Genomic DNA, 14,957 nt, shown 5'->3' with positions numbered 1-14,957 from the left:
AGGCCCTGCCGTTATGCCCCGACCACCGAGGGATCACCCGAACAGGAACCGTGTTCGACTGATCAAGCCTGCCGAGCGGTAAGCGGATGGCTTCTGAGGGTGCTGGGGACAGGCGTTGAGCGAAGCGGCGCAGGCGGTAGGCCATGCCGTTGCCGCGGCTGTCCTGTTCGGTGGTGGCGGTGGCGGTTTTCCAGCAGACGGCTGCGGCGTTTTCGAAGAAGGTGTGCGCGGTGGTGGGTTCGTGGTCGGCGGCGGTCACCTGGACCAGGAGGTGTTCGGGGCCGCGGGGGGTGGTCTTGGTGGGGATGTGCTTGCGGTCCTCGTCCGGGGCGAGCCGGTTGGGGAGGTCATCGGTGGCAGGTGAGGCATCCGTGGCCGGGGATTGCTCGGGCGCGGACCGGAACGGATCTTGCGTGCTGGTCGTGGCGGCGACGATCTCGAGTTGTTCGGCGAAGAAGGTGCCGGGCAAGGGGATTTCGAGGTCGGGGTGCCGGGTGTAGCCGCCGGCGACCGCGGAGGCGACGAACTCGATGACGGCGCGCGCGGCCGGGGTGTACCGCCGGGTGGGCATGGTGCGGCTGAGCTGGGCCAGGACGCGCAGGACGGTGGCCAGGCTGGTGTCGGCGCTCATGGATTGCAGGGCCGGGGCGAATTCTTCGGTGTGCGCGTTGTCCTGATCGGCTGTGTAGGCGTCCGTTTGGGCGTGCCAGAGGGCGGCGGCGTGGGTTTCTCCGTGGGCGAGGTGCTGGAGGTAGAGGCAGTAGGAGGCGGGGGCGTCTTCGGCGCCTGCGGCGTACTGCCACCAGAAGCGGGCGCCGATGTCGATGATGACTGCTGTCCGTGCCTCGGCTCCCGACTCCAGGGGTGAAGGAGCCGATCCCTACGGGACGAGACGGAAGCCCTCCAGATCCGTCACTGTCCGCTCGCTCACACCAGAACCCGCCGTAGGAGGTCCTCCGTTGACTGCTCGACAGGCGGCCGTACGCCGCGCCCCGATCGCAGCTCGCCTGCACACGCCGCCCGGGGCCAGGACCGCCGCCCCGCAGGGACGCGCTCAGGCGGAGAGCCGCAGCAGGACCGCCGACCGCGCGGCGCACCCGCCGCAGTCGACACCGCCCGTGGCTGCGTTCCCCGCCCCATGTACCCAAGGGACCAGCAGCACGAGCCGGTACAGCGTTCCCGCCACTGGCCAGTCGCCGCTCCCCGCGCACTTTCCGCCGGCTGCCGCCAGCGCCGACCTGCCCGCCGCGATAGTGCAGGGCGCCGGGCAGGGCGCTGCCCGCTACGCCGTGGCGCACGTGGCGGACAAGTTCCTGTCCAATCCGCCCGACTGGCTCGAGACTCTGTGGAACGCGCTGACACGTCTCTGGGATAACTGACTGTGACGGGCTATACCGGTCCGCTTGCTGTCCCGTAACACCCAGCCAGCGAGCCCCAGCGCCGTGCGCTGCCGGGGCTCCCTGATGTGTCATCTGATGGGTTGGTGGCTTCCGCCACCGTGCTGGCCATCCTGGGCATCGCGAGGGCTCGCGTCGTCGGCCCAGAGCCGTACCGGCAGGCGCACTCCCGTCTCGGCCTCGCTCTCCTCTATCGCCCAGCGAAGGTCCGCGAGGATCCCCTCCAACGTGTCCGGCGCATCCGTAGACGGACGGGTCAGTGCGCGGGCGGGTGGCCAGCACAAGTCACGCCAGCGTGGTCCCGAGGCGGTGGGGATGACCCTCGCGGTCACGCGCTCGTCCCCGCACATCGCACACGGCACCAGCGGCATGGCAGTGACGCGGTCGCGGAACTGCTCGCGAGTGGGCTGAGCAGAAGCCGACGGCAGCGCGGCCGGGTCGATGCCGTGTTCCTGCAACTGTGCCTCTGTGCTGGTGGCGTCCGCACCCCCTGCCTCGGCAGCGTCATTGTCGAACGCCGGCGCCGGGGCGCAAGTTGTGGCTACGGGCGCAGGTGGCGTCCATCCTGGCGCCGTTGCCGATAGGCGGGTGCCTCCCGTTCTCGTGAACATCGGCTCCACCGGCTCGCGGGTGACTCCCGAAGTCGTTGTCCTTCGACAGCGAAGTTGGACTGATTGCCATCGAAGTAGGCCTGCCAAACTGGGGCACCTGCCAGGTATGAGGCGATGGTGGCTATGGGTGGGAGCGCCAGTTGTCCTGGGCATTGCGGCGGGTGCCGTCACGACCCTGCTGACGGACAGAGCCTGGAGCTCTGAGCTGGTACCTCGCTGCGTGAACTTCTCGGTCGTCTACTTGGTGATCAGGCCGGCGATGCTCCTACGGCGCTCCGCGCGGCGAGAGCAGCAGACGCCGACGGTGGACAACGAGGAGACCTTGCACGATCGAGAGAGGTAGTTCCCAAGGATTGCGACAGTCCAACTTGCGTGGCAGCCGGTCCAAGCTCGTCGTCACCGGACAGTCGTCGACGTCTGCTGTCGTCGCTGGTGAACAAAGCCAGGCCATGCCGGAGTCGGCGCGGCCCCTCGCCCTGTGTCAGGCGCCGGCCCTCTTCGCGCGGGCGGCCAGCGCGTCACGCAGGATCCCGTCGGATGCTGCGCCATGCGCAGCAGTTCACGGAACACCTCGGTGGTGGTACGTCGCCCGGAAGCCGTACGGGGCAAAGAGGGTGACGCACGTGCGCAGCGCGCTGTGCCGGCGGCTGAGTGGGAGGCGGGTCTCGTGTACGCGCGCTCGGTGGGTCAGGAAGCTGTTCATTGTGTGGGCGCCAGGTCCAGTGCCCGTGCCAGGGCGGCCGTGACGGCGGCGGTCTGTGCCGGCAGGTGCTGTTCGGCCCAGCTTCCGGCGAGGCTGAGGAAGCTCTGCAAGTCCCGCTGGGCGCCGGTGACGAGCATGCGCACCTGGTCCACTGGCAGCTCGATTACCGGGCTGTCTTTCTCCGCATAGGCGTCGAGAGTCAGCCGGACTCTTTCGCCCACACGTTCGGCCATCGAGGACGGGGCGTGGCCGAAGTAGCAGCAGCCGGTGCCGTCGAGCACCTCAAGCCAGTCCCGCCAGGTCTCCAAGCCGTTGCAGCAACCCGGCTCGGCGAAGACGGTGTCGGTGGCGTTGTCGGTCACCCGGAACCCGCCGGCGGCGAACAGGTCAGGCATGGTGAGCAGCCCGTGCAGGAACGTGCCGAGCGGGTCGGTCGGGCACGGTCCGTGCTCCTCCTCCGGCTCGAAGTTGTTGCAGTCGGCAATCCGCATCACTGCCGTGCCGACCTCCGCCGGAGTCAGCTTCCCATTGAGAACGAGGTAGCCGTAAGACTCGTGCTCGCCAATGGGCCACAGCGCAAAGTCGTCGGCAGCGCAGATCTCAAGAACGGGTTGCATCACCATCACACGGGGATGATGCCGGACCCACTGCCCCGCCGCCACGGGCTTTGGCTGCGGAAACGGACTCTCCCCACGGCTGTCGCGTGGAAAGACTTCTCAATGCCAGTATCAAGCCGATGCGGGTGCTGTTCAGACGAGGTTATGCCGCTGGTTCAACGCTCACCGCGACGGATCGTCTCCGAAGGTGAACCGCCAGAATCTCCATCTCGACGAGCGTGCCGATGAGACCGGTCTCGGCAAGTTGCGTGGCCAGCACGCGTGCTTCGCCCAGGGACAGTTCTCGCGCATTGCGGAGGGCCTGCAACACGGGAGCAAGGCTCAGCAAGTCTCCAGACAGGCGAAGCCGTGCCGCCCCGTGCACTTGCAGCAGAGCTTGTCGAATGTTCTCGGTTGTGACGGATCCGCTGTCCTGCTCGCACCACCCGTTCAGGCAGTCTGCGCATCGTCCTTCGGTGCCCCAGCAGAGCATGCCGTTGTCGATGAACTGACCGACATCGCAGGTCGTGGTGCCTCCGCAGACACTGCACCGACCTGTGACCTGTACTCCTTGCGTGATCACAGAGGCTCCTCAGCGTCATCCGTCCATGCTGACGGCATCTTCCTCGAAAAGTCGGCTCTCGTCGATCAGGTTTGCGATTGACGAGAGGCCCTATGAGGCGGTTGCCATCGGTGGCATGAGTTCGTAGTGCCGCTGACCTCGGAGAAGTGCCCACAGCACGTTGACCCGTCGCCGGGCCAGCGCCAGGACTGCCTGGGAGTGCCTCTTGCCCTCGGCCCGTTTGCGGTCGTATTACCGACGGGACTCAGAGCAGCAGGTGATGCTGCTCATGGCGGCAAGAAACAGGGCCCGTTGCAGACGTCGGTGGTAGCGCTTGGGGCGATGCCGGTTGCCGCTGACCTTGCCTGAATCCCTGAGAGCCGGCGCCAGGCCGGCGTAGGTCGCCAGGCGATCACGGCTGCCGAAGAGATCCATGTCGCCGCCGATGGCGGCCAGGATCTCGGCTCCGAGCAGGTTGCCGATGCCCGGCATGCTGGCAATGATGGCGGCCTGCCTGTGGGCACGGAAGGAAGCCTCGATCTGCCGGTCGACTTCGCTGATCTTGTCGTTGAGCGCGATCACTTCGCGGGCGAGCGTGGCGACCATGGCTGCGGCCGTCTTCTCTCCGGCGACGCTGGTGTGCTGTCGCTCAGCGGCCTCCATGGCGGTGCGGGCCAGGGCTCCGCACCAGCGGAGCTTTCGGTTCCGGAGCCACTGTTCGAGGCGGCCGTGAAGAAGGACGGTTGCAAGGCATTAACATCCCCCCATCGCTCCGGTTGTCCTTGATCGCGGAGGTCGGGGGCCGGCGTTCCACCAGGGGGTTTGAATGGGAAAGCGCACTGTGACAACTGCTGTAGCCGCAACGGCAGTTCTGTGCCTGAACACGTCGACAGCGTCAGCGGAGACCCGTCTGGGCGACACACAAATCCTGTCCGCCTCGATCAACGGTGGAAAGGCCCTCGTCGTGGGAGCCGCCGCGCAGGCGTCGTTCTCCGCAACGGTCACCGCCAGCGATCCGGCCGGCCTCGAGTACATCGACGCCTGGCTGTACCGAGGGCCCTCCACCGCCCCCACCGGCGCTCTCGCCGCGCCCCAGGACCCAACCTGTACCGCCGTCAACGAAACCACCACCCGGTGCACCTTCCCGTTCCAGATGGGCGAAGGCTGGTTGCAGAACGCTGACGCCGGCACCTGGCACCTCTACGTCAACGCCCTCGCTCGTGACCGCGACTACCACCGCAAAACAGCAGCATCCTTCAGCCTCCAGCGCGCCTCGACGGTGACGGCAAACGCTGCGCCCGAGCCCGTACGCAAGGGCGAGCCCCTCACCATCACCGGCGCCCTCAGCCGCGTCAGCTGGAACGACTCCACCTACCACCGCTACCCCAACCAGGCCGCGCGCCTGCAGTTCCGCACCCCCAACGGCAGCTACACCACCATCAAGACCGTCACTGCCAACTCCACCGGCTTACTCAAGACCACCGTCACCGCGAACCGCGACGGCTACTGGCGCTACAGCTACGCCGGAAACACCACAACCGCAGCCACCAACGCGCCGGGCGATTACATCGACGTACGGTGACCTGAACACTACAGACCGACAGCACGACCTCCCATGCCTTCCCATCAGCACTGCACCACAGCCCCGAACTCATGGACCGTATCCAGCCGTAGTCGAACCCCCCAACCACCGCAATCCCCGTCGAATGGGTTGCGTCGTGCGGACCCTTTCCACTGCCCCGGGCATGCCGGCAACCCCACTGGTGTGCACTGATAAGCTCCCGTCGCCCGCTCAGGGCATGCACATTTCATTCCCAGGCTGTCGGGGTTGTCGGGGCCGCGGATGGCAGGGTGAGGGGCCGGGGGGTTCCGTGGAGGTCAGCAAGGTCATGCGACGCCGCCTGTTCGGCAGAGGGGGTGCGACCCTGGCCGTGAGCGTGGCCCTCGCCGCGGGTGCTCCGGGTGCCGTGCCGATGGGGATGGCGGTGGCCGTCGGGGCGGACCAGGTCGCCGCGGCGGGCGAGGTCGTGCTCCCCGCCGCGGACCGGAGCGCCACGCGCAACCCGGTGTTCATCGGCTTCGGCGACACAGGTGTGCTGTCGAGTCCGGAAGGCTCCAGCGGCTGGCTCTGGACCGACTACGCGACGCGCCGGACCCGGGAGGTGACCGAGTTCGCCGGCACTCAGCAGCCCAATGCGCTCGCCCAGTCGGACACTACCTACACCCTGTCGACGGACGTCGAGGGCCGTCGGGTCGTGCGGTTTCGCGCGATGGGCTCCGGCGAGGACCGGGGCTCGGTGACCGTTCCGACCGGTCTGACCTATGCGGGGACGGCCGGCGAGGGTGTCGTGGTCGCTTACCTGGGCGGCTCGGCCAACGTACGCGAACTGCACCTGCTGAAGCAGGCGGCCGGTGGCGGTACCGAGGACACGAAGGTGACCGGCTGGCCCGCCGACGCCAAGCTCCTCGCGTTGAGCGGGAGGGACGAGCGCTCGCTGCTGCTGCGCTATCGCGTGCCGACCGAGGACCCGCAGGTCTTTCTCTACCAACTGGTACTCGTCGACGTCCGGGACGGGACCTGGACCAAGCTGTTCGCCCCCTACAACACGACCTCGGCCCGGCTGCCCGTCCTGAGCGAGGACTACGTCGGCTGGTGGTATCCGGGAGCCGGTGCGCGGCTGCTGCGCCGCGACGCGCTGGACGGGCCGGTGATCACCGTTCCGGCCCAGGGCACCGTGGGAAAGACCGACTTCACGGTCGTCGGTGACGATGTCGTGGTGGCCACCTACGGCGACGAGACCCGTGCCGTGCTCACCCGGCCCCTGACCGACGCGGGCCAATGGCGCACGCTGCTCCCGCAGATGGACGGCTGGGTGCACGCGTCGGCGGACGGATCGGCTGTCGTGGTGGGCGGTCCCGACAAGGCGCACTGGGGCATGTTCCGGCTCTCCGAGGCGACTGACGGACAGATCGTCGCCGATGAACTGATGGATCTGCCGCCGGTGCCCGCGCCCGTCGACGGGCTTTCGCTCGTGGGCGGCATCCTTGCCTGGACCGACCAGACCTCGTCCCCGGCCTACGACGTCATGTTCAACACGCGCACCGTGTCCGCCGACGCGGTCCCCCAGGTGGGGCCGGTCCGCCAGGCCGGCGGAGGGGGCAAGCCGTGCATCTTCATCTACAGCTGTGTGCGGCTGTTCGGCGCGGGCGACGGATCCGTCGTCTACAACGACGTGGACAACTCCCAGCTGGTTCACCGCCGTACACCCGCCGGTGACGTCCAGACGCTGACGGTGGAGGGCTTCTACGGCGAGGTGAGCGCTGCGCAGGGGCGGTACGCGCTGCTTGCGGGCGGCCCGAACCGGAAGCATTTCCTGGTCGACTGGACGCAGTCCAAGGTCGTGTCGACGCGCACGGCCGTGGCCGCCACCCTGTGGGACGGACAGCTGTGGACCACGACGTCCACCGCCGGACACCTGTCGATGAGCCGTCTCGGCTCGACGGCTGCGGCGGTCGACGTCAATGTCGGCTCCGCATGCGTGCCCAGCGAGCTGCAGGTCAACGGCCGATTCGTGTACTGGGCGTGCGCCGCGCAGAGGAAGGCCGGCGTGTTCGACCGCTCGCGGGGGCGGTCGGTGTCCGTGCCCGTGGGGGACGCGCTGCTGGCCGACGGGTTCCTGGTCCGCCATGACAACGAGCGCGGCAAGCTGGTGCGCACCGATGTGCGCTCCGGACAGGCAGTCAACTTTGACCTGGCCGATCTGCCCGCGACGACAAACCTCATGCCCGAGGGCAGCACCTCGGACCGACGCGTGCGCTGGACCCTGGACCCCGACAGCGGCCGCGTAGCTTTCGTGGACGCCGATGAACGCATCCATCTGATGCCAGGCGGGACTCTCGCTGCTCCCGTGCAGCGAGAGCACGCGGGCCGGGACGGCATCGGCGACCTCCTCACCCTCAACTCCTCCGGCGCGCTGACCTTCCAGCAGGGCACCGGCAACGGCACGTTTGCCGGCAAAGTGAGCGGCAGCGGCTGGCCGACCTCGGTCAAGGCGGTGCCATTCGGGGACCTCAACGGCGATCGCTGCAACGACGTCCTCGTGCGGCTCAGCAGCGGCGCCCTGCGCGCCTACACGCCGGGGTGCGGTGCCGCGCTGAAGACGTCGACGCCTTACACCTCGCTGGGCACGTCCGGCTGGAACCAGTACGACGTGCTGACCGCGCCCGGTGACGTGACCAAGGACGGCCGCCCTGACCTGATCGCGCGGAACTCCTCGACCGGGACCGTCTACCTCTACAAGGGCACCAGCACCGGCAAGCTGTCAGCCCGGGTGAAGCTCTACGACAACTGGAAGACGTACAAGAAGATCGTCGGGGCCGGGGATCTGAACGGCGACGGCATCGGCGACCTGCTCGCCCAGGACACGTCGAACAACCTGTACCGGTACTACGGCACCGGCAACGGCACGTTCGGCGCCCGCACGAAGGTCTTCTCCAACTGGGGCGGCTCCTACAACGTGATCGTCGGCGTCGGTGACATCACCGGGGACGGCAGGGCCGACCTCGTCTCGCGGGACAGCGCGGGAAACGTCTGGCGCAACAACGGCAACGGCAAGGGATCCTTCGGAGCGCGCGTCAGAATCGCCACCGGCTGGCAGGGCTACAAGGGCCTCTTCTAGAAGAGCACTTCCCGGCCACGTCGCGACGTATGCCATGCCCCGGTGCGGGGATCGCAGGGGGCATGACAGGTGACGACAAAGGAGACTGGCCAGGTCATCGCAGCAGCGATTCCGGACGGCCTGGCACGCCGACTACTTCCCTGGACGGCTCCTTGGCGAAGCACCGGCCCGGTTCCGCCAGGTCCGAGTCGCATCGGCCGCCGCACCGGCCGTGCCTGGCAGCCGCCGCCACTCAGGCCAGCCAGGCCCGCTCGTGCGTGGCCGGGGCTCCCCGGTGCCCCGGCCACGCACGGGCGTGCGGTTCACCGGGTGAGGATTACGCCGACCAGCGCGGCCATCACCGTGACCGAGCCGAACGCGGCACCAAGGGGCGCGCTCCACGTCGGGTGGCGGTGCACGACGTAGGCGGCGCCGGCCGCGAGCAGTATGCCGACGACGACCAGGAGCAGCGCGGCGAGCAGAGCGAGCGCGGACACGACACCGCCGACCTTGGATCCCATAAGGTCCGCATGCAGGGAAAGGGAGATTCGTGGGGCGGATGCGGGTTCTGCTGCTGGACGCGGCTCCTGGAGAGCTGCTCGATCGTGAGCTGGGGTGCCTGCTCGGGCACGGGGTGGCAGTCACGCTGAACCTCCGGCGGGTAACCGACCAGACGAGCGCGCGAGCTGCGTGGACGGACCGGGTGGACTTCGCGGACTTCGACGCGTTCGACGAGTCGGCGCTGATAGCCGAGACCATCCGCGATGGGCTCGGCTATCACGCGGTGAAGTCCCGGGCCGGCGTCCCGTTGCGCGCCACGTTCCTGGCGGCAGCGACCAATCCGGCACTGGACAACCGGCTCCGGGTGATCGGCCGGGCCACCACGTCGACCTCGCCGCCGCCGCCCACCACGGCGTCACCGTCACCCACACCCCGGGCTCCAACGCAACCGCGGTCGCGGAGTTCACCTTGGCCCAGCTGCTCGCCCTGACCCGGAACCTCTCAGCCCACAACGAGGCCGCGCACCACGGCCGCTGGAGCGGACCGGCCGCCCCCGCGGTCGAGCTGTCGGAGCTGACCCTGGGCGTCCTCGGGCTCGGCCGGATCGGCCAGGCCCTGGCCGAGCGGGCGGCCGCCCTCGGCATGACCGTTCAGGGCCTCTCCCGTCGCCCCGCAGGGACGGCGGTGCGCCGAGCAGAGTCCCTCGGCGCCCTCCTTGCCAGCAGCGACGTGATCTCCCTGCACCTCCCGCTCACCCCGCAGACCCGGGGAATGATCGGCCGGGCGGAACTGGCGCTGATGCGGTCTGGCTCGATCCTGCTGAACACCTCCCGGGGAGGCATCGTCGACGAGCAAGCCCTGGCCGACGCCCTACGCGACCCGGCACATCCCCTGGCAGCCGCCGCCGTCGACACCTTCATCCATGAGCACGCCGCCTTCACCTCCCCGTTGTTCGGCCTGTCCAACGCCCTGCTCACGCCGCACGTCGCTGGGATGACCCGGCGCGCCATGGCCGAGGCCGCCCTCCGCTGCGCCGACCACATCGCAGCGCTGCTCGCTGGCCGCCCGAACGGTGTCCCCGTGGCGACGCCGTGACCTCTACAGCCGGCGGGTGACGACCGGGCAGCAACCCTGGTGGTCGACCGGCCGATGCCGTCGACGTTCCCAGGCCAGGTCGGCAGTCAGCGGATGCGCGGACTCCTGGACGGCTATCCCAGCGGTAGGCGCCCATGCGCGTCGGATCAGACAGCGGAGGGTGATGATGACGCAGGCCAGAACGATGAAGATTCGATCGGTGCTCTGCGCCGCTCAGTGCAGCGGCGGCATCGAGGTGCTGCACGGCCCCACCGGTGACGTAGCAATGGAGGTGAGGGGATTGCAGGTAGTTCAGAGCACCCTCGCTCATGACAGCGACGAAGCCGTTGGACCAGTCCGCTGTTTGAGCGGGGACTGCCCCTGCGACATGCTCAGACTGGCGGGTGATGATCACAATGACGCTCGTCGACGTGCAGGACCGCAACGCCGCACGCGGCGTACATTCCTCGACACAGTCGCAGTAGCCCATCAGACACCGCCCCAGGGCGTGTAGCCCGCCAGAGAGCGGACGACCTTGGGCTCGGCGTGAATAGCGGAGACCTCGTAGCACCAGTCCCCGTCGCGCCACTGTACCTTCAGCGTGGAGACCTGAAGCACCGTCACAGGGTCGGTGAACCGCGTCACCAGCTCGACGACCGCGACTTCGTCGCTGTAGGTGACGAAGCGGAACCCGGCAAGCTGCCCAAGCTCCCCGGGTTCCGGGGATGGCATGGGCGAGGCCTCTTCGGCTTCCTCCCGTGCTTCGATCATGGCCGTCTTGGCATCCCCCACGGTCTGCTCTTCCATGACGCGCCGCCAGCCGGGGGCGAGCGCGGCCCGCGTGCTGATCTGTGCAGCGGCTATAAGGGCGCCGGAGGGTGTGTGCGCGTAGCAGCGGGCTACGTCGCCCTCGAACACGGCCGGACCGGAAGCTTGAGAGACGGGCAGCGCCACCGTGGAGAAAAGCTCCCAGCGAACGCCGACGGGGGCTCGGTCGGGCACCGTCTTGGACGTGTCGGCCAAGACGGGGCAACCGTCAGGGTCTTCTGGCGATGCGCTGGCCGCCGGTGCCGGGTCGCCCTTGGGGCCGGAGGCCTTGGCGGGCTCGTCGCCGCCGGCCACCGCGATCAGCACGCCCAGCAGGGCGATGACGGCCAGCAGGCAGGCGGAGGCGATGAACCAGCGGGAGCGTAACGGGCTCGGTGTGTCGTCGCCGGGTGCGGGGTCATACGGGTCGGACGGCATGCGATCTCCTCGTTGACGCGCCGGATCGGGCAAGCAGGGGGCCGACGATCCCCCCGAGGCTCTGGCGGCAAACACAAACACAGCGTCAGGTCCCGAAACCCGACCTCAGCCGTCGCCACAAGCCCCACAAATCCTCTTCACGGCCCGCCCGGTGCCCTTGCACAGCACGCCAGCGTACAATCTAAGGCTGCTCAGATCCGAGGATCACAAGCACGTGGGAGCGGGCGTGGTGAGGGCGGCCGGAGTCGAGGGCGAGTGACGGCGGCCAGGAGAAATTCCCCACGTACGGCCAGCTCGATTCCCCAGTCGCCAATCACACTCAGTAGCCTCGGTGCTGGCTCGCGATCTGGCGCATAGGGGGTTGTTGACGTGTCTCGTACCTGGCTGTCGATCCGCGTGGAGTTGGTCTCCGGTCACGGTGCGGACCTGTGGCCGCGTCCCGGCCGGGTGTTCGCCGCTGCGCGGTCGCACTCCTTCGCACAGTTCGCCTCGGCCATCGATCTCGCCTTCGCTCGCTGGGACCTGGCTCACCTGCACCTGTTCACGTTGTCCGACGCCACCCACGTCAGCCCGCTGGACTGGTGGGACGGCGAGGCCCCGGACGGCACCGTGGACGGCCATGCGACCAAGCTGAGCAGACTGCAAGCCGGCGAGCAGTTCGCCTACGTCTTCGACATGGGCGACGACTGGGCCCACCTCTGCACGGTGGCGGAGAATCGTATTGATCCCCTCGAGGAACTCGGCGAGATGGCCGACCGCCCGGTGCCCTACTGGGGCTGGGGCAGCCTCCCGGACCAGTACGCGCGCCGCTGGGACGGGGACGACGGGGAGACGCCGATGCCCAAGCGGCCGGCCCGCGGCCTCAGCGACCTGCCGCCGATCCTGCCGGGGTGGGGCGAACACCGCCGAGGATGACCTCACGCTGCGTACACGAAGCGGCCGCCAGTGGGGAATTGAAGTAGCCGTGGTGGGGAGCCGAAGTGGCAGCGCGTGGGGAAATCTAACTGGCCGCTGACAGGCGAGCCAGCCGGCGGCGATGGCAGGGATCTGGTCGCGCTTGCAGGCGGCGCTGTGTCTGTTCGGTGTGGCGGCCCTGGCGGAGCCAGCTGTGCGCGGTTTTACCAGCCGGGTGGTGGCTCGGCTGAATGCGGCGGAACCGGGTCTGTGGTCACGGTCGTGGGCGTAGACGGCGCGTTCAGCGGCCGTTTCATCGCCTGTGATGCCCGCGTGCGTGCTGTGCGATCGTCGCCGCGATCGCCTGGCAGTAGCGCATCACGCCCGGTGACCGTTTCGCACATGGCTTGGGGTCCTTGGTCATCGGCTCCATGCAGAAGTGCAAGTAGTCCTTGTCGTGGTGCAGTTCGGTGGTCGTGCCCTCGGTGCAGTACTCGGGATGGGCGCGCTCGTACGCATTGCAGGGCAGCCGCTGCACCCAGGTGTAGCGGTCGCCCGCGCGCGACACCGCGGCGCCGGCGTCAGCGGTGAGGTCGCCAGTGGAGGCGGCCTGGGCCTTGTAGATTTCGTTGACGCGCCGGATGCGGTCGGGGGCCATCGGATCGGGGCCCTGGAGTACCCAGACGAGCTTGGGACGCTCGATGCCCACGTCGGCCGCCGCGCGCTCGATCTCAGCGGTCAGGGCGCGGGCGTCGGCGGCGTACCGCTCGTAGTAGGCGCGCTGGGGCGCGAGTATCTTGCCCATGCACGGCGTGTAGATCCAGGAGTTGCCCCAGAACTGGAGCACCACGACCTGGGGCCGCTGCGCGCGCACCAGTGCTGCCGCCGTGTGGTTGCGGGGGACGAGGAGAGAGTCCCCGGTCTTGTCCTCCATGTAGTCGCAGAGCGTGGTGCCGGAGTGCGGGGCGCTGTGCAGGGTCGCGGTGCCAGAGTCCTCGAGGAGATTGGCGAGAATCTTGTGGTTTTCCAGGGCGATGGAGTCGCCCAGGTAGAGGGCACGGACGGGCTTGTGGGCGGGGTCGTCGGCGGGATCTGCGGGTTGCGAGGGGGCGGTCCCCGGTTCCGCTTGCGACTCTGGTTCCGGGTAGGGGCTCTGTTCGGCCGCTTTTCCGGCGGACGTGGGGGTAGCGGGGGGTGCGGGTGCGGCGGCTGCGCCCGAGGGGTCGGAGTCGACCATCATCCGCCAGCCGAATACTGCGGCTACCACCAGAGCGAGCACGGTAGCGGCGAGGGTGCCACCCCTTAACAGGCTTCGTCCCTGGTTCACTTGAACCTCCCAGCTCTCCGCGCGACGACGAGCGCACCACGGTGTCGGCTCCGGGCGCCGACGTCCAGAGCCGCAAGTAGAGAAGTGGTCCGCTCGACGATCTTTCGCCGGCAGGGCCGGACGCCGGCTCAGAGGCGCGCCCAGATCTTGCGCAGCGCGTCCACGAGGTGGCTCAGGGCGACCACGGGAACGACCGCTGCTCGGCGTGCGACACCTCCGGCCGGTGGCGACATCGCGCGCACCGGCACCGCATCCGAGCCGAGATGCGTGCGATCAGCTGTAGATGTCACGCCCGGGCGCGCACAGGGGGTTCGTCGCTGCGGCATCGCGACGGATGAAGATTGCGGATTCGCCACCATTGACCGGCATCACCCAGCAGAGCTGATAGTGCTGGCGTAGGACTTCTCGCTTGGTGATCTCTGCGGGAGTGTTGTCCAGGGGCTGGCCGGGACGATCGCGCAGGACGTTGATCTCACGGTACTGGAGCATGCGCTGCCGGATGACGTCCGGGGACGCCTCAACGCCGTACAAGGTGCCGGACGCAGCCGGCGTCTGCTGCAGCGCGATGTCGTCGAGCGGCCCGAAGACGGCTGGCCGGGCAAGCACCCATGCCCGGCGGCGTGCAGGCTGGAAGAGAACCGGTTCGGGGTCTCCCGGAACGGTGACGGTAAGCCCCCAGTAGCTCTCCACCGTGTCGGTGCGACTGGCAGCGGAGCGAATCTGCCAGTACCAGGGGCCGAGCGCTGAGAAGAGAGCAAAGGCAACGGCTGCTGTGGCGTACAGCTTGCGCCGCCTGCGCGCAGGGTCGGCCTCCGCTCGCAGGCTCCGCTGCCAGTGCCGCAGGGCCTGGCCGACGAGGAGCGCCAGGCCAGACATGCAGTACAGGACGTAGCGATCGACGTACCAGGGGTGGACGAGGGACACCGTCAGCAGGAATCCGGCAGGGACGATCAGGAGCGGCACACCGATCGCTGGAAGCGTTACTGCCCTGGCCGAGCCCGCGTCGTGCCGGCGAAGCGATACCCCCAAGGCGGCTGCCAGGGTGGCAGGAACCACGAAACACAGCCAGTCCTGCAGGCTCGGACGGCCCAGCCAGTCCAGCTGCGCTGGCGCCTGACCAGCACTGGCCACGGCTAGCGGCGCCACGGCGCAGCCGACGAAGGCGATCACCAGCACCCAGCAACGCCCGAGCCGGTGCAGGTGGCCGCTGCGCCAGAGCGTCACGGCGTGCGCGAGGATGACCAGCAGAGCGAACACATGCAGCCACCCACCCAGCAACAGCAATCCTGCATATTGAACCTTCCCCTTGATCGTGGACACCTGGAGACTGGGACGTGAGTTCCAGAGGAAGTAGTGCTAGGTGGGAAGTAAGAGCAACCGCAGCAGGCG

At 68.5% G+C, this 14,957-nt stretch carries 10 protein-coding genes and 3 pseudogenes; 4 read left to right on the top strand and 9 right to left on the bottom strand.

What is annotated here, in order from left to right; all coding sequences use genetic code 11:
- The 4 genes and pseudogenes from ACWD11_RS34615 to ACWD11_RS34600 form a co-directional block, all read right to left on the bottom strand.
- Positions 1–631, bottom strand: a pseudogene (locus tag ACWD11_RS34615) (hypothetical protein); the annotation flags it as partial.
- A 2,076-nt stretch (positions 632–2,707) separates the two neighbouring features.
- Positions 2,708–3,334 (bottom strand): hypothetical protein, encoded by a 627-nt coding sequence (locus tag ACWD11_RS34610; RefSeq protein WP_451287858.1) that lies wholly within the window; start codon positions 3,332–3,334, stop codon positions 2,708–2,710.
- Positions 3,335–3,470: 136 nt separating this feature from the next.
- Positions 3,471–3,890: a hypothetical protein gene (locus tag ACWD11_RS34605; protein WP_389421592.1), complete on the bottom strand. Its 420-nt coding sequence runs from the start codon at positions 3,888–3,890 to the stop codon at positions 3,471–3,473.
- A gap of 90 nt (positions 3,891–3,980) precedes the next feature.
- Positions 3,981–4,595 (bottom strand): annotated as a pseudogene (locus ACWD11_RS34600) (transposase); the annotation flags it as partial.
- 100 nt (positions 4,596–4,695) lie between these two features.
- On the opposite strand from ACWD11_RS34600, the gene ACWD11_RS34595 reads away from it, so the two are divergent.
- The gene (locus ACWD11_RS34595; RefSeq protein ID WP_389421591.1) at positions 4,696–5,451 is read left to right on the top strand and encodes a calcium-binding protein; all 756 of its coding nucleotides are present in this window, start codon (positions 4,696–4,698) and stop codon (positions 5,449–5,451) included.
- A gap of 307 nt (positions 5,452–5,758) precedes the next feature.
- Positions 5,759–8,548: an FG-GAP repeat domain-containing protein gene (locus ACWD11_RS34590; RefSeq protein ID WP_389421590.1), complete on the top strand. Its 2,790-nt coding sequence runs from the start codon at positions 5,759–5,761 to the stop codon at positions 8,546–8,548.
- A gap of 302 nt (positions 8,549–8,850) precedes the next feature.
- Here the strand turns inward: ACWD11_RS34590 and ACWD11_RS34585 are convergent, their stop codons facing one another.
- Both ACWD11_RS34585 and ACWD11_RS34580 read right to left on the bottom strand, forming a co-directional pair.
- Positions 8,851–9,048, bottom strand: coding sequence for a hypothetical protein (locus tag ACWD11_RS34585; protein WP_389421589.1), 198 nt, complete (start codon positions 9,046–9,048; stop codon positions 8,851–8,853).
- 256 nt (positions 9,049–9,304) lie between these two features.
- Positions 9,305–9,457, bottom strand: coding sequence for a hypothetical protein (locus tag ACWD11_RS34580; protein ID WP_451287860.1), 153 nt, complete (start codon positions 9,455–9,457; stop codon positions 9,305–9,307).
- Positions 9,458–9,469: 12 nt separating this feature from the next.
- Between ACWD11_RS34580 and ACWD11_RS34575 the strand changes: the two are divergent.
- A pseudogene (locus tag ACWD11_RS34575) lies at positions 9,470–10,123 on the top strand (NAD(P)-dependent oxidoreductase); the annotation flags it as partial.
- A gap of 468 nt (positions 10,124–10,591) precedes the next feature.
- Here the strand turns inward: ACWD11_RS34575 and ACWD11_RS34570 are convergent.
- Positions 10,592–11,347, bottom strand: coding sequence for a hypothetical protein (locus tag ACWD11_RS34570; RefSeq protein ID WP_451287855.1), 756 nt, complete (start codon positions 11,345–11,347; stop codon positions 10,592–10,594).
- 369 nt (positions 11,348–11,716) lie between these two features.
- Here ACWD11_RS34570 and ACWD11_RS34565 point away from each other — a divergent pair, with 369 nt between their 5' ends.
- A complete protein-coding gene (locus ACWD11_RS34565) occupies positions 11,717–12,262 on the top strand; it encodes an IS1096 element passenger TnpR family protein (RefSeq protein WP_389421692.1) in 546 nt (181 codons plus the stop codon).
- A 292-nt stretch (positions 12,263–12,554) separates the two neighbouring features.
- Here the strand turns inward: ACWD11_RS34565 and ACWD11_RS34560 are convergent, their stop codons facing one another.
- Positions 12,555–13,508, bottom strand: coding sequence for an SGNH/GDSL hydrolase family protein (locus ACWD11_RS34560; protein WP_451287853.1), 954 nt, complete (start codon positions 13,506–13,508; stop codon positions 12,555–12,557).
- Between the two features lie 333 nt (positions 13,509–13,841).
- On the bottom strand, positions 13,842–14,888 hold the full coding sequence (locus tag ACWD11_RS34555) for a hypothetical protein (protein ID WP_389421670.1): 1,047 nt from the start codon (positions 14,886–14,888) through the stop codon (positions 13,842–13,844).
- Positions 14,889–14,957: the final 69 nt, after the last annotated feature.

The sequence above is a fragment of the Streptomyces sp. NPDC002776 genome (assembly GCF_053592195.1).
This window is presented reverse-complemented; position numbering and strand designations above follow the sequence as displayed.

Bases quoted from the DNA above. Each gene is read 5' to 3' on its own strand.
- ACWD11_RS34590 (WP_389421590.1), top strand. From the start codon at position 5,759: ATGCGACGCCGCCTGTTCGGCAGAGGGGGTGCGACCCTGGCCGTGAGC.
- ACWD11_RS34585 (WP_389421589.1), bottom strand. From the start codon at position 9,048: ATGGGATCCAAGGTCGGCGGTGTCGTGTCCGCGCTCGCTCTGCTCGCC.
- ACWD11_RS34595 (WP_389421591.1), top strand. From the start codon at position 4,696: ATGGGAAAGCGCACTGTGACAACTGCTGTAGCCGCAACGGCAGTTCTG.
- ACWD11_RS34570 (WP_451287855.1), bottom strand. From the start codon at position 11,347: ATGCCGTCCGACCCGTATGACCCCGCACCCGGCGACGACACACCGAGC.
- ACWD11_RS34610 (WP_451287858.1), bottom strand. From the start codon at position 3,334: ATGGTGATGCAACCCGTTCTTGAGATCTGCGCTGCCGACGACTTTGCG.